The sequence below is a fragment of the Prevotella sp. E13-27 genome, assembly GCF_023217965.1.
Taxonomy (GTDB): domain Bacteria; phylum Bacteroidota; class Bacteroidia; order Bacteroidales; family Bacteroidaceae; genus Prevotella.
Genome location: NZ_JALPSC010000001.1, coordinates 767,469 through 789,744, shown reverse-complemented (window position 1 = coordinate 789,744; position 22,276 = coordinate 767,469). Strand labels below are relative to the sequence as shown.

At 51.7% G+C, this 22,276-nt stretch carries 8 protein-coding genes and 1 pseudogene; 2 read left to right on the top strand and 7 right to left on the bottom strand.

Annotated features, from left to right (window positions below; all coding sequences use genetic code 11):
- Window positions 1–100: 100 nt before the first annotated feature.
- The 4 genes from M1L52_RS03215 to M1L52_RS03200 form a co-directional block, all read right to left on the bottom strand.
- Window positions 101–4,414 (bottom strand): RICIN domain-containing protein, encoded by a 4,314-nt coding sequence (locus M1L52_RS03215; RefSeq protein ID WP_248613378.1) that lies wholly within the window; start codon window positions 4,412–4,414, stop codon window positions 101–103.
- 543 nt (window positions 4,415–4,957) lie between these two features.
- Window positions 4,958–5,998: an IS110 family transposase gene (locus M1L52_RS03210; protein ID WP_248613034.1), complete on the bottom strand. Its 1,041-nt coding sequence runs from the start codon at window positions 5,996–5,998 to the stop codon at window positions 4,958–4,960.
- A 296-nt stretch (window positions 5,999–6,294) separates the two neighbouring features.
- Window positions 6,295–6,453 carry a hypothetical protein gene (locus M1L52_RS03205; RefSeq protein ID WP_248613377.1) on the bottom strand — a complete coding sequence of 53 codons (159 nt, stop codon included), beginning with the start codon at window positions 6,451–6,453 and terminating at the stop codon, window positions 6,295–6,297.
- Window positions 6,443–7,018 carry a zeta toxin family protein gene (locus tag M1L52_RS03200; RefSeq protein WP_248613376.1) on the bottom strand — a complete coding sequence of 192 codons (576 nt, stop codon included), beginning with the start codon at window positions 7,016–7,018 and terminating at the stop codon, window positions 6,443–6,445. The genes M1L52_RS03205 and M1L52_RS03200 overlap by 11 nt, the downstream gene beginning before the upstream one ends.
- A 335-nt stretch (window positions 7,019–7,353) precedes the next feature.
- On the opposite strand from M1L52_RS03200, the pseudogene M1L52_RS03195 reads away from it, so the two are divergent.
- Window positions 7,354–7,566, top strand: a pseudogene (locus M1L52_RS03195) (rhamnogalacturonan lyase); the annotation flags it as partial.
- 177 nt (window positions 7,567–7,743) lie between these two features.
- On the opposite strand, the gene M1L52_RS03190 reads toward M1L52_RS03195, so the two are convergent.
- Genes M1L52_RS03190 through M1L52_RS03180 form a run of 3 tightly spaced genes read right to left on the bottom strand, consistent with a single transcriptional unit; the run spans window position 7,744 to window position 20,624 of the window.
- Window positions 7,744–8,631: a fimbrillin family protein gene (locus M1L52_RS03190; protein WP_248613375.1), complete on the bottom strand. Its 888-nt coding sequence runs from the start codon at window positions 8,629–8,631 to the stop codon at window positions 7,744–7,746.
- Window positions 8,632–8,643: 12 nt separating this feature from the next.
- The gene (locus M1L52_RS03185; protein ID WP_248613374.1) at window positions 8,644–9,441 is read right to left on the bottom strand and encodes a hypothetical protein; all 798 of its coding nucleotides are present in this window, start codon (window positions 9,439–9,441) and stop codon (window positions 8,644–8,646) included.
- Window positions 9,438–20,624, bottom strand: a complete 11,187-nt coding sequence (locus tag M1L52_RS03180; RefSeq protein ID WP_248613373.1) for a LamG-like jellyroll fold domain-containing protein — start codon at window positions 20,622–20,624, stop codon at window positions 9,438–9,440. Before M1L52_RS03180 ends, M1L52_RS03185 begins: the two co-directional genes overlap by 4 nt.
- A 514-nt stretch (window positions 20,625–21,138) precedes the next feature.
- Between M1L52_RS03180 and M1L52_RS03175 the strand changes: the two genes are divergently transcribed.
- Window positions 21,139–22,179, top strand: a complete 1,041-nt coding sequence (locus tag M1L52_RS03175) for an IS110 family transposase (protein WP_248613034.1) — start codon at window positions 21,139–21,141, stop codon at window positions 22,177–22,179.
- The last annotated feature ends 97 nt before the right edge of the window (window positions 22,180–22,276 follow it).

Here is a 22,276-nt window from a genome sequence, read left to right as displayed (position 1 = left end):
ATCGAACAGCGCATCCAGCGCATTATGAAGAATCCGTGTCATTCGTGAAATCCGTGGTGAAAAAATACGTGAATCTCTTTAGCCGATGCGCTCTGCGCCGTCATTTGACAAGCAGTTTGCTGCCTTTCTTGACGACGATGGAACGATAGGATTTATCGACGCGTTGTCCGGCAAGATTATACAAAGGTCCTTCTTCAGCACCCCTCTCAAGGGCGACTTCAGGCACGGACATCAGTTGTTCGAGAGGGTAGAAGTCCTGAGGCGTCGTCTGGCTTTTAGAGACGAAGTAAGCATGGTGCGCGGGATTGACAAAAGTGGCACCGTCTGCCGCGTTCCATTTCCATCCTGTTTCCTGCACGTCCTCGTATAGCACGTAGTAGAAGTTGCCTCCGTACGTCAGCTGATCCTCGTCGGAACCTCGCAACTGATTGAACACGTCGACCGCCTTCTTCCGCGTCGTGGGGACCATGACGTATGTACCAGGTTCGGCTTTCAGGAGCACCCCCTGGCCGGCAGGGAGAACCGATCCGGCTTCATTGAACTCCCGGCTGACGACGATCGTGCCGTTATTCTCTTTTAAGGTGTAAGCCTGCATGCCTTCGGGAAGCAGGAAGCTCTGGTTGCTGTAATAGAAGGTCGTATAGCCGGATGCAGGCACTTGCACCGTGACAAATGGATTCTTGTAAGTGAGGGAGAAGCCTTGGAAGTTCAGCCACTGGCTGCTGTTGGTGACGTTGGCAGACAAGGTCATCTGATGGTCAGTGACGATGATGTCGCTGAGTGTCGTCTGCGCCTGGTCGCTTGTCAGCGTCTGTGCAGCACCGGCCATCGTCTCTTCGGTGTTCAGCAAGACTTCATTCTTCTTAATATCCTGCAAGGCGTTCAGATTCCCATTGACGGTATTTCCCGCCGCAGCCGTGGCAACAGGCTGCCACCCTGAGCCGTCGTTTCGGTAGAATGCGTGGAACACAGCCTCATAGACGCCATTGGGAAGGTCGGTCTGAGTCTGCTGGAGTTTGAAAGTCTGGTGCAGCACTTCGATGTCACCGTCGCCGAGGGTGGTTGGGACGTCCGTCCAGTCAGCCGTCGTCGCATTGCCCAGCATGTCGGCATTCGTAAACAAAGAAGTCGCGTCGACAGGCACGGTGAGGTCGCCGGCAGTGGCCAGCAGCAGTTGTCGCGTAGCCGCGCGCAATTCCGTCACTGATGCGCTTGCGTCACTATAGACCGAATACGCTTGCTGTAGCTCCGATGCATGATCCGTCTCCTTTCCTGATTCAAGAATGGCTTGCTGCAGCTTGAACAGCTGTTTCCGTTCTTTGTATTTGGCATAATTCCCATTGGTGATGTCACGCGTGGGAATGAAGGCCCAGTGGACATAGCCACGTCCATGGCTCGTCGTCAGCGGTCCGCCGTAGGCGTAGGCAAGGTCGAGACACGCCTTCTGGCTCTCGGACTTGAGCGTATAAACGGTGCCCGAGGGAGAGTTCAGAGGTTGATAGACGAATGCGCCATCGGCCATCGAACGGTCACTCCAGACATTGCAGGCATCGGCCAGGCAACCCACATAGACATTCGGCTTATCGTACATGGAGACATATAACTTGTTGCCCGCCTGTCGCTGTACCTTGACGCGGTATTTCGAACTGAAAGTCGTGTCGCCTTTGGGCAGACGCTGAGCCAGCGATTGCGTGTTCCAGTCCATTCCATAAGTGACAAAAGCGTCGGCGTCGACATTGTATAGGAGAATCGACTCAGACGAATTGATTTTTGTCACATCCTTGCTGGGCAAGACCGGAAGGTTCCATCCGTCGGTCTGTCGCGGCTGAGCGATGGTCTGGCCGATGATGTCGTTGATTTCATCGGTAGACAGCGCATAGTTGTAGATCCGCAGGTCGTCGATGAAACCATCCATCAGTGGCACGTCTTCCAGTAGGTTGGCACCTACGCTGTTGACCACAGGACAGACATCCGACAGACGCACCGCCACAGGAGCGCTGGCCGCTTCCACGCCGTCCACGTAGATGGCCACACTTTCTTCGCCGATGGTCAGCACCACGTGGTGCCATCCTTCGGCCATGCTGCCGGCCTGCAACGTTTGCTCCGTCTCGCCGTTCTTCATCTGGAACACGATGCTTCCTCCAGCATTCAAGGACAGACTGGCATAGTGGTCGGCATCCGAGACGAAGTCAAACAGACAGCTGTTCTTGGCGAACGCACCGGAAGCAGCGCACACCCATACCGCATACGTAGCATCAGGAAGGCTGCAGGCCGCGACGGGCAGGCACAGATAGTTCGACACCCCATCCAGCAGCAGCGCATTCTTGCCGGAACGATACTCCGTGGTCTGGGTGGCCAGGCTCGACGGGTCGCAGACCACGCCGTGCAGCTGGTTCTCGGTCATGTCACATGCCGATGACTCAAATTCGTAGCGCGCTACCAGTCCTTTCTCGTCGGCAAGGGAAGCGCTGACGGGAACAGACCGTGCAGAACGGTTCTGCGAATAGTCAACGCTTTGCACAGCATAATAATAAGTATGACGGGGACGCGCCGTGTTGTCCAGGAAACGGTTGGTCTGAATGCCCCTTCCTATGACGTCATACGCGATTTCCCCCCTCTCGTCCATCTCGCCGCGAAGCACGACATACCCGTTGAAATCCTTGTCCTGGACATTGGCATCCCAGGAAAGAAGCACAGAATGGCTGCGCGGTGTGGCGACGAGGTTGACGGGTGTCTGCGGGGCATTCGTCTCGCAGGGGGCGTCAACGGGCAGGAATTTCCACAACTGATGATCCTCCGTAGCGTCGGCGCATAGCGTCACGGCAACATTGTTCGCCGTGCGTCCGCCGGTTGCTTCGAGATACAAGCCCGACTGGTAGTTCCGGATTCTATAGTACCCGTCCCCTGCATATTCGAACGTCCAGCGCTGGTTCTCTGCTTTCGTCACAGGATAGACGCTGACCGTGCCGCCCACATTGACCTGGAAGCCTCCCGTCTCCATGTTCATTTCGGCATTCCGGACGCTGTGGACATAGTAGCCCGTAAGGTCGCCCGCATTGTCCGACAGGTGCTCCAGCGTCCACTGCTGATAGGCATAGCGCCTGTTGTCATACAGTACGACGGCGGCCGAGTTGTTCGTTGATCCGCTTTGTATTGTCAGCAACTTCTGACTCTTCTTGTTGACGATGATGTAGTTGCCGTTGGTCAGCGGACACAGCGGCACGTCGGCACCCTCGCAGACCTGAACACTCCGCTCAGCGCTCTTCTGGAACGCATCGCCATACCGATAGCCACCCGGCAACGAAATGGCAAAAGAATATGCGGGGCCGTAACCGTCAAAATAGACAGGTTTGTCTCTGCACACATATTCATAACTACAGGGAGAGGCCTGACGCTCGCTGGCACCGGCAAAAGCCTTTATTCTGCCGTCTGGCAGACGGTAGACCGCCGCACCCGACCAGGCTGCGCGGTTCTCGCCATAGCCCAGACGCGCACCACCCTCGCTCGTGGCCAGGCAGAAATCGCCACGGCTCGGGCCTACGGTTCCCCACCAGATACCGTTCTCCATCCCATAGTTGGCACCGACGATACCCTCCATCACATTGTGCAGCTCATCGTTGGTCGCCACGTTGCCATCGGCCTTTACGTGTGTGTAGAAGTCGGCGTAATGGTTGAAGTCGCCCGCCAACTGGTGCGTATTTCCTTCGTCCACGTAAGGTTTCATGTAGTCATACCACTCCGTCGCCCCGTCGTTGTTACAGGTATTGCCGGCGCAGATGCGGATCCCCTCAAAGAACGGGTCTTCCTTCAGCAGTTTGGCCACAGCCTTGAAGTCGGCTTTTGTTCCCTGGTTGCTGGCTGTCACGTCCGGCTCGTTGAAGGGAGCGATGGAGACCACTTTCAGACCATAGTCCTGCACATATTTCAGTGTTGCCTTGATGACCTTGAACCAAGCCTCGGGGTGATGGGTATAAACATCGGTATTGATGTCAACAGGGTCGGAATTGAGAAGAAGCCCATCGGGATGAGTGAGCGAGATATGGCGCAGGCGTGCGTTCAGGAATTTCTTCTGCCGGTCGGACAGCGAGCCGTCGTCGTTGACCGCATCCATCACCTGAAACGAGATACGTCCATACGTCAGACGGTCGCGCCCGATGAAGTTGATGCCGCGCAGCACGTTGCCCTCGTCGTCCCAAGCCGTGTCCATGCCCCAGTGGATAAGGGTGGGCGTACCAGGGTCGGCAGCAGCGAAAGGAACTTTCACAGCCTGTCTGTTCCACGCATGAAGATACATGGAAGCATGAGGAACATCGGCAGTTCCTGAAGGATTCTGTGCACAGGCAAATGGGGCACACAAGAAGGCCCCCATCGTCAGGAGGCAAGTCAGACTTGTTTTCATCAGTATTTGTTTCATAAAACCATGGAAGTTTGTTAAGGTGGGTTCTATCAATTAGCTTTACATTGCTTTTAGACTATTTTCGAACAGATTTACTTTCAAGGCCGAAGGGCGAAGAGAGCTTATGGCGACGGAGGACGAAGCGGGTGCAAAGATAATTCATAGAGAATTTATTAATAAATAGAACACTCCTTTAAGATAATTGATTGCTAAGTTAGCACGTATTTCGGAAAGTCGCAAAAAGGCATACGATTATTAGAGATTTTTAACGCTACATCCAAAAATTTACGGACACCTCCCGCTATGACGCCCACAACTACGACCTTGTCATCAGCATGAAGGGCAAGACCGAGGACCAGATTGTCAATATGATACTGATGTATCTTGAATAATTAAGAGGGTGTCAAAACACAAGATTTAATTAAAAACAACGGATTTCGCGGATTTTACGGATTTAAGCCCTACTGATAATCAGTAACTTAGAAAATCCGTTTAATCCGCATTCTATGTTAAATTCCTAATATTTTTTCTGTTTTAACTATATTTTTAACACTCCCGACTTCATGCAGCCTCAAGCGCTGCATGATAGTCATAATCTGGGTTGTATTTTTCTCCATTCCTTACCATAGCCGTAATGACATGTAATAGTTTGTTCTTTACGTTATTCACGGCAACAGGCTTCTTCTTGCCAACTTCGACAAGCCTATGGTAGTATATGGCCATCTGAGGACAAAAGTGGATGGATGCCAATGCAGCCTGTGTGAGCAGTGCCTTGATGAGCTTGTTTGCAAATGGGCTTACATGTGGCGGCGTGTTTACACTTGTGCCAGACTGTCGGCCAAAGGGTGCTACTCCGTAGTAGCAGGCTATCTTTCGAGAATCGAAGTCAAAGCGGCTGAAGTTGTCTGTATAGACCATCAGGCAAACGGCGTTCTGTGTGCCTACTCCAGGAACAGAAGTGATGATCTCGAAGTTCCTGCGCAGCTCCTCATCCTCACTTATAATCTTTTCTATTCTCATATCGCATTCTGCTATTTTCTTGTTAAACTCACTGATGAGATGTTTGCTGCTCATAGCCATGAAACGGCTAATGTCGGACTTCTCCTGTGTCTGTTTCTTCTCACCCTTGCGCACTGTCATGCTCGCCTTTAGTTTGACCAGATTATGCCTATAGAGAAATACTTCACGAAGACGCTCCAGATTCTTGTCCAGAGGCTTGTACAGGCGCATCTGGTCGTAGTTGCGCATGGCATACTCTGCAATAATGCCTGCATCGGCCTTGTCGCTTTTCGTACGCTGCAGGGCAGAGCTGCGCTTGATGCTCAGGGCATTTTCCAACCACATGTCATAACCACTTCCGTAGAGATAGTTGCATAGTGCCCTGCTGTAACCGCCAGTGTTCTCTCCGCAGAACAGCCAGAGTCCAGTGTCCTGCTCGTCCACAACGGACTTCACCCATCTAAGCAGGCGACGGAAACCACTCACCTTATTGTCAAACACCTCGTGCTGTCTCTCTGCACGTTCCTCGACTCCCTCGGCCTTTATGACCGTTGCATCAAACTTTTCTTTGGAGAAATCGATGCCGATAAAGATTTTTTTCATACCTTTGTATCGTTTTATAGGAATCGGCATAGTTGCATTGACTCTACACTCTAAATAGGCTCGAAGCCGTTATCATTCTATCAGAGCTTGCAACGTGGCTGGGAGGACTGATACAGATCATGGGCTTGTCCCTGTGAAATCCAGAGTTTCCCTCTCCAGCAGGCCGGTTCCTCCTTCTTACAACAAAGGTAGGGAACCTGACCTTACTAAGCAAGATTTATACAATATTTTTCTTAGACGCTGCAAACTTAGAGTGAAATCCGTTGTGGTTAATAATGACACGTCCTCTTTTCTATTCATTGAAGCAAATACTTTCTTGCGGGAATGCGTTCAATGGTCTTTCCGTCAGGAGATACAATAAGATCTTCGCCACGAAGTGCTTTTTCTTCCAGCATTCGCCTTCCAGCCAACTCTATGCCAGCCTTCAGTTTCTCTGAAAATTCCTTATTTGACATAATTAGCTATTGTTTTATATGTAGTTTCCACGTAAATTGAAGTCTCGCAGTCCTTGCCACCTGCAGCAATATGTACTGATGGGAAAATACTGTTGTCATATATTTCCCATGAATCAACTTCACTCATAAACAACTTGAAAAGATTATTGATACCTGCAACGTATCGTCTTCTTGCTATGGGTTCCGGGATGTTATGACCACCTTTTGCCACACGTTCCGCAATACGTTGCAGTGCCAGTTCTGGAGAGTTCAACCAGAAAAACAAAAGTCGGACGGTATAACCTTGAGCATGTGCCTTGTGCACCAGATTGATATACGACTTTGTGGCGAGTGTGGTTTCTATGGAGAATGAATTGTTCCGTCTTAATAGTTCCTCAATACGGCTCAGCATCAAACGACCTGCCTCAATAGCCACGCTCTCTGGGTTAAATGGAGACAATCCACGTGCTATCTCATCTGCATTGACAAACTCCTTGCAATCTAATATTTCTGGCAAAACAGTATATGAAGCCGTTGTTTTCCCAGCCCCATTGCAACCACTGATGATATATAGATTTCTTGCCATTTCCGCTGCAAATTTATATAAAACATTCCGAACAGCCAAGAAAAATGGGGTTAAAATATATAAGTCATCTCTCTTGAGTCTTTTGCCAATATGATACTGATGTATCTTGAATAAGGGAGTATCAAAACACAAGATTTAATTAAAAACAACGGATTTCGCGGATTTTACGGATTTAAGCCCTACTGATAATCAGTAACTTAGAAAATCCGTAAAATCCGTTTAATCCGTTGTCTTTAAAAAGATTAATACAGGTAAATTTTGAAGTCCTTCACTGAGCCAGGCGCTCCTTGTTCAGCGCGTGGCAGGTATTCCAGTGCGGTGACGGTCTGCACAGAGCCGACCTCTTTGGCGACTGGCGTGAAGAAATTATCCTTTGGGACGCCAGTGATGCTGCCCATCTGAACATATTCACCACCAAGATCCCCACGCCCTATGCCGTGCCCACACTGATGCACGACAACATCTACCGTCTCTCTATCTGCTGGCAGAACACGGCCTACAACCAGCCGCCCCACCTGGGCTATTATCTGCCCGATACGCAAAAATAGAGGAAGGGCTTAAAGCCATTTCCACGTTCAAATACGATTATTCTTCATCAGTATCTCCGACGGTGGTTTCGTCGGTGACTACGTAGCTATTTACCTTATAGTCACTGCCTGTTAGTATGTGTGCCCTCGATTTGAGGAGTACAATTTTCTGGGTGGGTTGAGTATATTTCTTTTTCATCATTGAATAAGTTTTGTGCCAAGTTTGATATTGATCGTGTGTTGTTTGCCTGCCTCCCAGTTCTCAGAAAGGGGAATGGTGGCAGATTTCTTTGTTTGTCCTGAGATGGTGTAGGTGACATCCAGATAGGTGTCCGTAGTGCCACAACTCTGTGGAATCACGAAGAGATAGTTGCTACTGAGGGCCTGAGGATCGGTAGTGATGTTCATGTCGCTATTGTTCAGTGTGTAGTCTGCCGAACCGCTTACATCGCCCCATTCTGGCGTTTCGAAGTAGTATTTGCCCGTGTTACTGACATTCTTCAGCATGATGCTGCTGACGGTCAGCGTCTTGCCGGCAAGGTTAGTACTCAGCGTTTTCGACATAAACACATTGAACGCCAAGGCGGCGCAGGCATGGTCGAAGGTCAGAGGCACTTTGCCGTCATGGTCGCTATATGCCACGCTGTTCTTAGCCACGAGCAAGTCGTGCTGGGTAGAGGCATTCTCATCAATGGAAAAACTGATGTAAGGATCGCCATTATTCCACTGGAATTCACCTTGAGAGAAGGCATAGAACGGTGTGGTATTATTATTTTCCGTTCCACCAGGCCATGTATTGGGAGTTACTGTCCATGTATCATTGGACTTTGATACAGAATATTCTGATGTGAGATTGCTATAAATACCTCGCATGGAAAAGGCACTGAATGTCTCCGTGGTGGTGATGGCGCTCCGCGTGTCGGTGCTACGTGCACCGGCGGGATCGTCAGAGGTCATGGGCCTTTGGTTCACTTCTACGCTGATGTGTCGTACAGGGGGTTCCTGCTTCTGTTCATCGTCCGACGAGCAGGCCGTCAACAGACCTGCCGTCAGGGCAACTGTGAAAAAAATAAGTTTCTTATTCATTGGTTGTTATGTCTAAAAATTAAAGTCAATCGTTTGGTAACCGGCATCCAGCGTCAGCGGTGCCGTCTGTGTGAAGATGCCACCCTTGCTGCTGCTGTAGTAGCGTAGCTCTGCCTGGGTCTCGTCCTGCCGGTGGAATACGTTGAAGGCTATACCAGGCTTACCTACTCCACGGCATTCACCGTTTACGAATACGCCTACGCGGTCGGCATCGGCATCAATGGCTACTCCTTCTTTAACCTTGGGGGTTACCACGAATACTGTCTGACGCTCATATTTCGTAGTACCTGTCATGAGGTCGAGCACGAAGTCGCTCTCTGTGCCTACGTTCATCTCGTTGAGGAATCCGTTCTCGCCCCTGCGCCAGAACTCCTGTTTGAGTCCGCCGCTGTAGTAGCAGAGGGCGAACTGTTCAGGGTCGGCGGCGCTGTTGCCATAGATGTTGAGCACGTAGTATATTGCTTCGCCGTTGCCGGAGCGATGGGACAGTGCACGGCATTCGTCGCCTACGAATACTGCCATCAGGTCGTCGTCGGTGGAGAAGGGTACGAGTTCTTCCTGCAAGCGCAGTACCGCAATCATTTTGTCTTCATAGAGCGTTGGATCGGGCGACAGCCACTGCGGCTGTTCCTGATTGCTATACATGTTGACTGACCACTGCGGAGCCTCAGCTGCCTCAAAGGTTGCAGCGCTTTCGGTACTACTGTTATCGGTAGCGAGGTTGCTGTCTTTCTCGTCGTCGCCTGATGAGCAGCCCCACACAAGGGTGAGGGCTGCAAATAGCATCAGGCTGTTGATTATCGTTTTCATTTCACTATCTGTTTTTTACCGTTATGAATGTAGATTCCTTTCTGTGCAGGCTTGCCGTTTAGCTTGATGCCCTGTATTGAGTACCAGCTGTCGTCGCTGACGTCTATCTTGACGAAGTTGATGACGGTCGGCTCTGTGAGTGTACCGCTAATGGCGTTGCTTTCGTAGCTCATCACTTCGGCTGTGGTGGCTATAAGCTGGTCGTCGCGCTCTATGGCGAAGCTGAGCGGAACTTTCCTGTCGCCTGCTATGGTAAGGAAGAATCCAGTCGAGAGTTGAGAGTCGAGAGTTGAGAGTTGGGCTTCGCCTACTATTTCTCCTCCTGCAAGGGCGATGAGTTTGTCGCCTGCCTGTACCTCGACTCCTTCGACAGTAGCTACCACCGACATGTTCCGTCCGTAGCACATGGGTGCACGGTTCTGTGCGGTGTGCTCAAAGAAGTTGCTGCCCGGCTCGTAGAACGGATAGCGGAACTGTGCATCTTCGTCGCCGTTGCGGTAAAGCATATACCCCTCGCCTGGCTTCAGGTATTGCAGCGAACCCGACCAATAGCCGCCGCCCACCGATGTTTCGGTGAAGATGGCAAACGCCTCGCGACTCTTCACCACGTCGCCGTTGCGTGCAGCGCCGGTATAGTCGGCAAGGGCTGTCGATACAGGCAGGTTAACCATTGGGGTGTAGCCTATATTGTTCCAGCCGTGCTTTACTCTGAGCGTACGCTGGCTTTCGTCGCGCAGCGGGTAACCCTGAATCTCAATGTCCACATTGTTCTTCACATAGACGCGGTAGCTGCGCTTGGGCGATACGGTGTAACTGCTCTTCTGGCTGTTGTTGGCCAACCATGTGCCCATACTCGACTTATAGACCAGTGTGAAGTCCTCAGTGTCGTCGGTCACGATATCGCCATCCTCCCACTTGAACTTGTTCAGCATGCCGATTACGTTGCGGTATTCATTGTTATCTACGTTCAGCGAAATCCAGTTCCAGCCGGGTTGCAGGTTCAGTTCCTGATAGTAAATGGAGCCGCCTGTCATCACTACGGGGGCATCGACTGTGCCGACTACCGTGCTGTGGTTGAACGTGACTGTGCGGTCTGGCTCCAGTACCATAATCTGTCCGGTCTGATGATGCCACAGTTTGAAAGTCAGTCCGACATTACCTGAGTTAGACTGGTCGCTGAAGAGCGTCATGAAGAGTTGACTCTTGCCTGTCGTTGCGCTGTAGTTGACATTGGCTACGCCTAAGCAGCGGTTCATGCTGTCGAAGGCAGCCACCTTGTCTTTGCTGTCAGTGACGACGGCATTGCCTATCTTCACCTGTCCTACGAGGTTCATCGAGAAGTGTTTCAGCTCGTTGGCTACGTACCAGTCAGGCTCCACGCCTTCCTTGCGGATGGTCAGTGCCAAAGGTTCGCTGAGGTTGTTCTCGTCAGTCAGGTAGATGACTTCGTCATAGGTGCCGACATTCAGGTCTTTAGCGATGCTGAAGACGAGCAACTGTTCGTTCTGAGGTCCGATGATATCGGTCTGACGGTCAACACTCATCCACCTCGGCATGTTGCCGATGGTGTAGGTATGGTTAGCACCGCTGGTATTGCTGATGCTCACCGTGAAGATGTCGTCCTGGTCACTATAGCTGTTGTGGGTGAATTCATGTGTAAGACGCTTCACCTGCCAGCGCAACGGGTTACGGTCTACAAAGAACTCCATCGTGGCGGGCGAGGCCATGTAGTTGCCGTTCATATCGGGTATGTCGGTGAGAGTGACGTAGAGATTGCGCTTGTTGATGCGAGCGTCCAGTTCGTTGATGTTTACCAGCAGTTGGTTGTTGCGGCCTACGAAACTGAATTTCAGGTTATGCAACTCCTGACTGAACTGGATGGGCGCGCCTACTTGCTGGTCGATGTGGGCCATGATATCAGCCACAGGCTCTACGAACAAACTGTCGTGCTGGTCGGTGGGGTTGCCGTCCATGTCGAGCTTGACGACCTGGTTTAGGGCATAAGGGCGAAGCTCCAGGTTGTTATTTGCCTGACGCTCGTACTGACCAAAGCCCATGCGTACCAGCAGTCCCTTCTCACGTCCTGTCGGACATTTGCTGCTATAGTGCTTCAGCAGCGTGTGAGGCAGAGCCTGCGAGAAGAGGCACAGCTCGTCGATGTGTCCCCTGAAGGCGTTCTCCTGATGCAGGGTCTGCACGTTGGCTCCAGCCTCGTGCCATACCATGTTACCTACATAGAAGTCCTGTCCCATCATGCCGCCTAAGGTGTCGGTGCTGACAGATTGTGTGAGTACGCGATCGACATAGAGGTTGGCTACCTGGTGCGAACGATCGACGGTGATGGCAAAGTGGTGCCACTGGTCGTCAGCCAGTCCCTTGCCCAGAGACAGTGTGCGACCGTTGGTACGGTAGATGAGCTGGTTGTTCTCGAAGCCCAGGAAGAACTTGTTGCGGGCATCGTCGTCGGTGATGGCACCCTTACCGTTGCTGATGAGCGCTCCCTGTCCTTTGTTGTCGGTCTTGAACCACAGCATCAGCGTGTAGTCCTGTTCGGCACTGCGCAGCATCTTCGTGTAGTCTAGCTTCAGACCCTTTACAGCCTTCTGCTCCGCCCAGTCGAGCTTCAGCGACATGCCTCTTGGCAGTGCCCATGCGGCTCCGTGCAGTTCGGCATTGGCCCCCTGTGCCTTATCTACGGCATAGTCGCCTTCGCCGTCGTTCATCGGGTAGTAGTCTATCAGTCCCATCTCGTAGCCTGTCAGCTGCCGCTTGCCGTAAGTGTTCAGCAGGCTTGCGCTCATGGTACGGTTCCACAGACGTGCCTCCAGCATGCGTCCGCTGTAGTGCTTGCGGTCGCTGGTAGCCACTTCGTTAGTGGCGCCGAAGATGAGCGGGCCATAGCCGCTGTAGGTCACATCCTTCTGCGTTCCGATGATGGAGTCGTTCCAGAGCAGGGCTTGCTTGCCATCGTTATCCAAGATGAGGGCTACCTGTTTCAGGGCACCTGAAGCAATGGCATAACGGCTCTCGAACTGAATGCTGTCGATGACGGCACGCAGTTTCAAGTCCTTCGTCAGCCACAGTTGCAGTGTGCTGCCATCCTGGCCGTGCGAGAACAGCGGCATATCCTTGTCCGTCTGGTCGGGGCGGATCATCAGGTCGATGGTCATGTTCTTATTGGCGAAGTTGCGGCGGGCATCAGTCTGCACGTAGCCGTTGCCTTCGAAGAAGAGCGCCGGTTCCTCTGTAAGTGCCGTCTCGTTGGTCTCACCCACTACCTCGAAGTTGGTAGCCAGCTGTAGGTAGTTATGCTCGATGGCCTCGGTGAAGTTGAACACGATATTGTCGCCGGCACCGATGATACCGTCTTTCGGGTCGGGCTGTCCGAAGAGCTGCGGAAGGCGGGTATCCTTCACGCCGGAAAGCACCTTCGAGTCGTTGGTTAGGAAGGCATTGCCGTTGCGACAGAAGAGGCGCGCCCTGAGGTCGTAGGCCTTCTCCATCACCGTGCCCTCTCCGTAGAACTTGGTGCTGATGTTACCGTTGGTAGGTATCATCGCCTTCGTGCCTGTGGCAGCAGCATAGAGCGTAGAGTCGGCATAGTAGCCGCAGAGATTGGTCCAGTAGTCGTCGCCACGGTTGGTCTCCTTGTACTGGAACTCGATATGGTCGAAGTTATGCTGGTTCCTGTCAAAGCCACTGATGACCACAGGCAGATACCAGCCTTGCTTGGAATCGGAGGGAGCGTCGGTGTTCAGCACCCATTTGTCGCCTGGCGAACTGATGGCGATGTCGCCAGGAGCCTGTAGGTAGTGTACGTCGAACGACACCTCTGAAAAGACATTCAAGTCGCCCTGCGAGATAAGTCCTATCTGCAAGCCCTCGTAGTCGTATCCCTCGCCGGGGTACACCTCCAGTATTTTCTCCGTCACCTGTCCGGGGCGCACTTCAATAGTACGGCCATTACCGGTCAGCGGCATGCCGTCAATCATCAGTCGCGCACCATTGGGATTCTTCTTGTCAACCTGATAAAGATCGAAGTAGTTGTAAACAGCTTCCGGCTGCTCGCTCTCGTTGGTGAGATAGAGCTTGAAGCGAGCTGCCTTGTCGAACGGTACACCGCTCACACTCTGCTTATCCATAGTGATTACGGGGTTCTCAATCTTCTTGGTGCGCTCGTCGAGGATGGTACCCGGACGGTTGAACAGCGACTTGCGCTCGTTCTCCCACGGACGGCAGGTAGCGCCGCCACGGGTGCGATAGACAAAGCTGCGGCTGTAGGAGAAGTTCTTACGATTCTTCTCCATGTGGTCGTAGTTGTAATCCAACTGGTCGTTGTAGTTCTTGTTGTAGAACACGTCCAATTCGCTCAGACCGCTCTCCGTAGGATTATCAGTCTGTGTCTTTACGCGCAGCACATCGAAGTTCAGGTGGCTTCGCTTATTCATGCTGATGGTGAAACTCTCCGTACGGCTGTAAGTCTTCGACTTGGTGTCCTTTGGCGTCACATCGTAACTTATCACAGGTACCAGACTGAACTTGAAGTCGAAGCCGATGGTCTTCACGTTCACCTCGTTCTTCTTTTCATCCGAGCTGGTACTGCTGCTCTTGTTGCCTTCCTTGCCCTTGGCGAGGTTCTCGAGAATCTTTCCTACCACCGGACCCGCGATGCTGACGATGCTAAAGAACGTGTCCGATCCTTCTTTGTCGAAGTAAGGGGTGGTAGATGCAGTGATTGGCGAGACGAACGAGTTCATTACCGAGTAGTCGCTCTGGAACGTCTCGCTGTAGCTCAGCGAACTGCCGCCATCTACGTCGAAGTTCTTCACCAGTTCGGTGGCATCGAGTTTCTCCTTCTCGTTCTGTCCTATCATCTCCATCCATTTCTTCATACTCTCTATATATCCTTTCACCTCATCGACGGTGTTGGCAGATGCGTCCTTCGGATATATCATCTCATACTCCGTGCCGAAGTCAGGACTGTCAACGTCAACCTTCGAGCGGTAAACAGGTTTCTTATCGGCATCAGCCTTCATCTGTGCCTCTTCTACGCTGCCTATGAACATCAGCGAATGTATGTGCTCAGTCAGTTCAGGCAGCAGCTGACGTATGATGTAGTCCTGCGAGTGTACGAAGGTAGAGGTAATCTCTGGTTTGCATGTCACTACTTCCTCGCGTACCAGGTGCAGCAGACTGTCGTTCTTGTCGCGACCCTGTGCTATCTCCACCATTCGTCCTGCCTCTACGGCTCCGCCCATGCGACGGAAGATGCTGTCAGGGATGGCGCGTATGGCTGTGGCAGGAGCCACTACCATATTGTGAACCACACCCATATAGAGGTCGCCATCGGCACCTATCAGTTTCGCATCAGTACTGGTTGAGATGTCTTCCTTGGCAGACATAGTGTAGTTGAAGGCACGCTGTCCGCTACCCGACCATATCAGGTCGATGGCTACGCCGAAGTAGCTCTCCGTGCTATTGTTGAATCCGCCTACGGCACCGCCTCCCATTGGTGCTGCCACGACGCCCGTGAACGAGTTGACGCCTGTGCCCACACCGAGGTTGATAGTCATGCCGGCAGCCCACTTCAAATCCATTGAGTAGGAATATTTCAGCGTTGAGCCCTTCGACAGGGTGGCCTTCGACGCTCCTCCTGGCGGGTCGCGCAGGATGTCGACGAGCACTGGTGCCGAACAGCTGAGGATGTCCTTGGCTCCAGTCTGCTGACTAACTTTAAATATGTACGCGCGAAGAGGAGTTGCCTCGTAGTGTGTGCCATCCATCAGCAGTGTCATGGTCATCGTGTGCAGAGCCTTTTCGCCTGTCAGCAGGTAGGGTGTCTGTGCAGCCCTCAGCACGTAGGTGGCCTCGCCCACGCTGTCGAGTGCCAGCGTGTCACGGTGCAGGGCATCAATCATGCCGTTGTGTATGGTCACCGTGCCTCCGCTCAGGCGTACCACTTCCTTACGGTCGCTGTTGTGGTCGTTGTTATAGTAGTAGCGTTCGGTGGCAGAAATCTTCAGCGGATATTGCTTGTCGGTGCTGAATACGGGGTATCCGAAGGTATAGTGAGCCTCAAGCGAGTCGCGCTTATTCTCCGGCCAGTTCTGCTTCCTCACGCCATAGACGATGGGCAGCTGCTCTTTGGCTCCGGCAAGGTTCTGATAGCCGTAATAGCGGTCGCCGAAGTACTCGAACTCGGCAAAGCCCTGCTGCTTGTAGTCAATGATGACCGGCGAGTGGTAGATGCGGTTGTACTTGGCATGATACTCCTCCACGGGGGTGGCTACTTCCAGTCCGTAGCCGCTGGTTTTCCACGTGCCTTTTATAGTGTCGCGGTGCAGCGTCAGCGAGTCGCTCAGGTCGAGCACGTCGCCCATCTGTCCGTCTTGGAAGAGGCTGGAGTAGCCTTCTGCCGTAATCTGCTGAATCTTCCACTTCACAGGTGGCAGCAGCACTTCGTATTCACCGGTATTCTCGTCGGGGTAGATTTCCATGCGGTTCAGCGTGGTGTGTACACGGGTCTGACAGGTGAACTTTGGGTCTTTGGCTTTGGCATGTGTAAATATTTCGTCGCGAGTCTTCTTCGTGCGGTCCTGTACGTCCCAAACCAATCGCGAGGCATTGTCGCCCTCCAGGGTGATGACCATCTTCAGCGAGTCGCCAAGGTTATTGTTCGACAGCGCATAGCCAAGGGGCTTCTCTCCCTGGTTCTTACCGCCAACGACGCGACCTATGAGTCTGATGCGTGTCTCGTCGTAGAAGTAGTAGCCGTCTTTGTCAGTCTGGAAATCTACTGTTGAATCGTTGTTCTCTATGTAAAAGCCCTTGTCGGTGAAGTCATGGTTCTTCTTGACAGCCTTCACCTTGTGCTGGCCGCGCAGAATCCGGAAGTCGAACTTACCTTCGAAGTTTGTCTTCACGGCTCCGCTGGCGGTATGCACCTCGCGACCGTCAACTTCGAAGCGGACTCCCTGAACGGGGATGCTGGTGCCTTTATACATGACCAGACCTGTGAAGCGTACTCCGCTGGTGACGGTGAACGTGCGTCCCTTCTGGTAGTTCGACTGGGCATCAAAGGTTACATACAGACCGCCCTTGCACTCTTCGGCAAGGTCGTCGTCAGACACTTCGCTCACCGTCAGCTGGTAGGCACCCTGCTGGTTGCCCCAGTAGGGCAGTTTCTCAATGACGTAGAATCCTGACTCGTCAGTCACGCAGCTGCCGCCCTTCTTCGGGTCGGAGCCGTCGCCGTATTGCGATGCCGTAACGCGGACGCCTGCCACACCCGTACCATCGGCAAAGCGCACGTAGCCCTCCACCTTACCTGTCTTAATGCAGTGGCCGGTAACGATGTTGGTCAGTGTGGTGTGCAGACCCTCGCAGTCGTTGACTGACTGCACACGGTATTCGTAGTCGAAGACTGGCGACACCGTCTGGTCTTCATATTCCAAAGTGGAGATTTGCGATGCGATGGTTTCCCAGTCGGCTCCCGTAGTGGTGTTGCGGCGCATCACCTCGAAGTAGTCAACGGTCTCCTCTGTCTTGTCCCACGACAGCAGTACTGAGCTCTGTAGCGTCTCGCTGCGCAGCGAGTTCTCCAGCACATGCCCCAAGCTTTCGTAGTAGAACTGGCCTGCAGTGACCTCATACCTATCACCTGTTACAGGCTCAACACTGTTGGTAATTGGCACGGGCTGACCGTAGGCATTCTTAGTCCAGCCGTTGCCGAGGTTTACGTCGTAAATGTCCTCCAAATCCATTTTTGGCACGGCCTTTCCGTCAACTACATGCCATTTGTTTCCCAGAATATTCACGACCTCGTTAGGATTAGTAATGCCACGGTATGACTGTGCCACGTCATCCCAATCATGAGAAGATACGACTAAGGGACCAGTATTTATTGTCTGGGCTCCGCTTGTGGAATTCAGGGTGTAGTTGAGTCCGACATTTGCTATATTGTTGTAAGTGCCGTTTTCATACAGACTATTAAGAGACAATTTGGGAGGATATTTAGATCTAGTCATCCATCCTATGAACGCTCCACCAAAATGCCCGGTGCCAGAAGACGCATTCAGTGAGCCATCAAACAGGCAATCTTCAATAATTACAGTCAACGTTTCAATTTTTGCATTGTTGCCATATCCAATGAATCCACCAAGATGGGTGCTTGTCGTTGTAATATCTGCTGATACCCAAACTTTCGAAATAGTATATCCTTTGTTATCGCAAACAGCACCGATAAGACCAGAAGAGTAGAGAGCACCTCTCACAGAACCCTTGACATGAAGGTTTTTGATGGTCGGATTCTCCTTGACATTGGCAAAAGGAGCTGCATTGCTGGTACTGCCTTTGTCTATATTAACAGTCAGCGTATGACCATTGCCATTGAATATGCCACAAAATGGTGCACTTTCTTCTTCACCCACCATTGTATTGACAGTGAAGTCGGCATCCATGACAGCGTTCACAGGGTATTCGCCTTTAGCTTCCTTCACCTTCTGTCGGAATATTTCCCAATCGTCAGCATTGCGCAAGATTATGTCGTAAACACCAAAAGTCGTAGCCTCGCCAGAGCTTGTTTCGCCGTACTCTCTTGTATAGTAGCTGTTGTTAACGGTCAGCGTGCCTGAATCGCTTGTAAGTGCCCAAGTATGACAATCTTCGTATTGTGTATTGATGGAAGTAGGTGCAAACAGGCAGTTGTTAATCGTCACGCCACCTGTGGCATAACCCACGAAGCCGCCGTTACCCCAGGTATTAGCTCCCGTCAGGCTGCCAGCGAAGCGGCAGTTGTTGAACGTGAGCTGGTTGGCATCACTCCTGCCCACGAAGCCACCCATGTAGGCTTTGCCATTGTAGCTGCTTGCCAGGTTGATCGTTGAGTTGCAGTTTTCTATGGTAACGTTACTGCCTGTTTTTGCAAAGGCTATCAGGCTGGCCGTGTACTCGACTTTACTACCGAGGAAGCCTGTCAGGTTCAGGTTGCGGAAAGTGGAGGAGCCCACATCATGGAAGGGTGCCACATATAGGGCACCTCCATATGGTATTAAATTTATATTGAGTGCTATCGTGTGGCCGTTGCCCTCAAATGTGCCACGGTAGGGGGAAGCGCTATAGCCTACTTGCATGGTCATGTCGACGCTGATGTCGGTCATCAGGTAGGCATTCACGTCGTATTGTCCCTTGGCCTCTTCCACCTTCTGAACGAAAGTGTCCCAGTCGGCATCCGAGCGAATGGTGACATTGACAGCAGTCCTTGAAAGGGTAATCTGGCCGGGCTTCTCATAGCGGGTTATGGTTTTGCCCATCCCCACACCGAAGTCGATCACGTAATAGACGCACGAGCGGTTGAGCTGCACCACCTTCTTGCGCGCCGTGATCTCCTCGTCGGTGAGCACGATGGTGGTGGTATCGACGGGCTCGGCCTTGCGGTTGAAGGTCATGAGGCGCATCGTCATCTGGGCGCGGCTGTCCCACACGGCACCATCCTCGTTGACGTAGTCCCACGTGACGCGGACGGTGCGGGCGGCCTCATCCTCCCACTTGGTGGTATAGTCGGTGCTTACCCTCATCAGGTGGACGCTATTCAACGTCGTTGTCACCCTTGTCGAGGCAGGGTTGTCCGTGATGCCCCACAACTCGCGGGCAGCACCACGGATGATAAGATACTGAGGCGACACGTTACGCCCATTCAGCTGGTCGTTGTCAAGGGCACTGATCAGCGTGGAGTCCTTAAAGGTATAGTCAGTAGTATTTTCGTCGTACTGCACGATGCCGATGGACTGCAGGTCTTCGTCCTTGCCTGTCAGCGAGCGCATCACTATGAACTGGTCGCCAGGTATAATATCCTTGTACGCCGCATCGTTCACCTTCCACTTCAGCTCCACGGCACCGGCATCGGTAAGCACCTTGTGGGTGTCGAACTTCAGCACCGATGCCTCGGGGCTTTCGGGCTTGTGGAGTATGGCGTCGTCGGTGTCCGGGCGGGTCACGGTGACGGTGCCCACCTTGAGCTTGGCCGTGATTTTCAGGCTCGTGTGCTTCTCGGTGGCCGGCACCAGGATGAAGTCGGCGTAGGTGTTGTCCTTGCAATCCTGATGGATGCTCTTCGTCTGCCCGTTCTCGTTGACATAGGTGACGTCGAAGTACTTCACGGCCTGGTCGCACGAGAAGGGAATCTTCAGCATGCCCTTCTCGCTGTCCTCCGTGCCGGGCACCATGTCGTAGGTCTCAAAGTTCACGTCGCCAGCCGCCGGCCAAGTTTCCATTACGGGCGCAGCATTACCACTAACGGTGTGCCATGAGCCGGCCTTCTCGCCATTCATCAAATTGACCACCTCGGTTTGGTCGGTCTTGTCGTAATAATTTACATTTTCCCAATGCCAACGGGTAACAAGGGAAGAGCTTCTGTCGTTGGAATCCCAACGCTCACCATGATTAACACTAAACCATCTATATTTGATGCTCTCCTCATCCCATGTACTGTAATCATAGACGCGATGAAGATACCATAGGCCACCAGAGTTACACCATCCAATAATGGCTCCTCCATACGAACCAGAAGCACCGTTTGCTTGAAGTTTACCATCATAACGGCAGTCATTTATATAGACACTGGCCACGTCGGCATGTCCAATGAATCCGCCGACATGATCAGAAGACCCTATCACATCGGTAGATACCCACACCCTTTCAATATGTACAGTTGAAGAGCCCCTTGTTATACCGATAAGACCTGCTGCATGGAGCCCTCCCCGGACGCTGCCCTTCACACGCAAATCTCTAAAGGTGGCATTCTTAACCTCCGTGAAAACACCTCGATAATTACTCGAAGACCAAACGTTTATGTTCAACGTATGGCCGTTGCCATTAAAGGTGCCAGTATATGGGGATTCTGCGTTGCCGCAAGTGTTTCCCGTAGTGATGTCGGCATCCATGATGGCGTTCACCTCCGATTCGCCGTGGGCTTCAATCACCAGTTGTCGGAACTTGTCCCAGTCCTCGCCACTACGCAACACATAGTAACTCTTGTCGCCAATGAACGCTGTCTCCAGCTTGTCGTCAGCCCATGCCCCCTGGGGCACCAGCCATGCCGTCAAGCACAGCATCATAGCCAGCCAGAGGCTCCGACCCATTGTCGGACGTGCCCCAAAACGCTTCAATAATCCTTTGTCTTCCATACGATATCTATATTCATTTATACTCATTTTTCGTCTCACCAAAAGTCCTTCGGTCCTCTATCTTCCTATATCTTCTTATCATGCGAAACTAAAATTAAATTATACAAAATTGAGCGTTCTTGTTCATTTTGTTATTATAGGGGATGAAAAAACGTTGCAAATATACTCATTTTTCTTCAAACACCTCCATGTTTTCTTGAAAAAAGAGAAAAAAGTAAAAAAAAACAGCTCTTTAAGCCAATATTATTACACGGATTTTACTCTAAGTTTGCAGCGTCTAAGAAAAATATTGTATAAATCTTGCTTAGTAAGGTCAGGTTCCCTACCTTTGTTGTAAGAAGGAGGAACCGGCCTGCTGGAGAGGGAAACTCTGGATTTCACAGGGACAAGCCCATGATCTGTATCAGTCCTCCCAGCCACGTTGCAAGCTCTGATAGAATGATAACGGCTTCGAGCCTATTTAGAGTGTAGAGTCAATGCAACTATGCCGATTCCTATAAAACGATACAAAGGTATGAAAAAAATCTTTATCGGCATCGATTTCTCCAAAGAAAAGTTTGATGCAACGGTCATAAAGGCCGAGGGAGTCGAGGAACGTGCAGAGAGACAGCACGAGGTGTTTGACAATAAGGTGAGTGGTTTCCGTCGCCTGCTTAGATGGGTGAAGTCCGTTGTGGACGAGCAGGACACTGGACTCTGGCTGTTCTGCGGAGAGAACACTGGCGGTTACAGCAGGGCACTATGCAACTATCTCTACGGAAGTGGTTATGACATGTGGTTGGAAAATGCCCTGAGCATCAAGCGCAGCTCTGCCCTGCAGCGTACGAAAAGCGACAAGGCCGATGCAGGCATTATTGCAGAGTATGCCATGCGCAACTACGACCAGATGCGCCTGTACAAGCCTCTGGACAAGAATCTGGAGCGTCTTCGTGAAGTATTTCTCTATAGGCATAATCTGGTCAAACTAAAGGCGAGCATGACAGTGCGCAAGGGTGAGAAGAAACAGACACAGGAGAAGTCCGACATCAGCCGTTTCATGGCTATGAGCAGCAAACATCTCATCAGTGAGTTTAACAAGAAAATAGCAGAATGCGATATGAGAATAGAAAAGATTATAAGTGAGGATGAGGAGCTGCGCAGGAACTTCGAGATCATCACTTCTGTTCCTGGAGTAGGCACACAGAACGCCGTTTGCCTGATGGTCTATACAGACAACTTCAGCCGCTTTGACTTCGATTCTCGAAAGATAGCCTGCTACTACGGAGTAGCACCCTTTGGCCGACAGTCTGGCACAAGTGTAAACACGCCGCCACATGTAAGCCCATTTGCAAACAAGCTCATCAAGGCACTGCTCACACAGGCTGCATTGGCATCCATCCACTTTTGTCCTCAGATGGCCATATACTACCATAGGCTTGTCGAAGTTGGCAAGAAGAAGCCCGTTGCCGTGAATAACGTAAAGAACAAACTATTACATGTCATTACGGCTATGGTAAGGAATGGAGAAAAATACAACCCAGATTATGACTATCATGCAGCGCTTGAGGCTGCATGAAGTCGGGAGTGTTAAAAATATAGTTAAAACAGAAAAAATATTAGGAATTTAACATAGAATGCGGATAGTCTTACAGATAAAGACTCTGAAAATGTCG

Coding starts and splice junctions, on each gene's coding strand:
- M1L52_RS03175 (WP_248613034.1), top strand. CDS start 21,139: ATGAAAAAAATCTTTATCGGCATCGATTTCTCCAAAGAAAAGTTTGAT.
- M1L52_RS03180 (WP_248613373.1), bottom strand. CDS start 20,624: ATGGAAGACAAAGGATTATTGAAGCGTTTTGGGGCACGTCCGACAATG.
- M1L52_RS03185 (WP_248613374.1), bottom strand. CDS start 9,441: ATGAAAACGATAATCAACAGCCTGATGCTATTTGCAGCCCTCACCCTT.
- M1L52_RS03210 (WP_248613034.1), bottom strand. CDS start 5,998: ATGAAAAAAATCTTTATCGGCATCGATTTCTCCAAAGAAAAGTTTGAT.
- M1L52_RS03205 (WP_248613377.1), bottom strand. CDS start 6,453: ATGTCAAATAAGGAATTTTCAGAGAAACTGAAGGCTGGCATAGAGTTG.
- M1L52_RS03200 (WP_248613376.1), bottom strand. CDS start 7,018: ATGGCAAGAAATCTATATATCATCAGTGGTTGCAATGGGGCTGGGAAA.
- M1L52_RS03215 (WP_248613378.1), bottom strand. CDS start 4,414: ATGAAACAAATACTGATGAAAACAAGTCTGACTTGCCTCCTGACGATG.
- M1L52_RS03190 (WP_248613375.1), bottom strand. CDS start 8,631: ATGAATAAGAAACTTATTTTTTTCACAGTTGCCCTGACGGCAGGTCTG.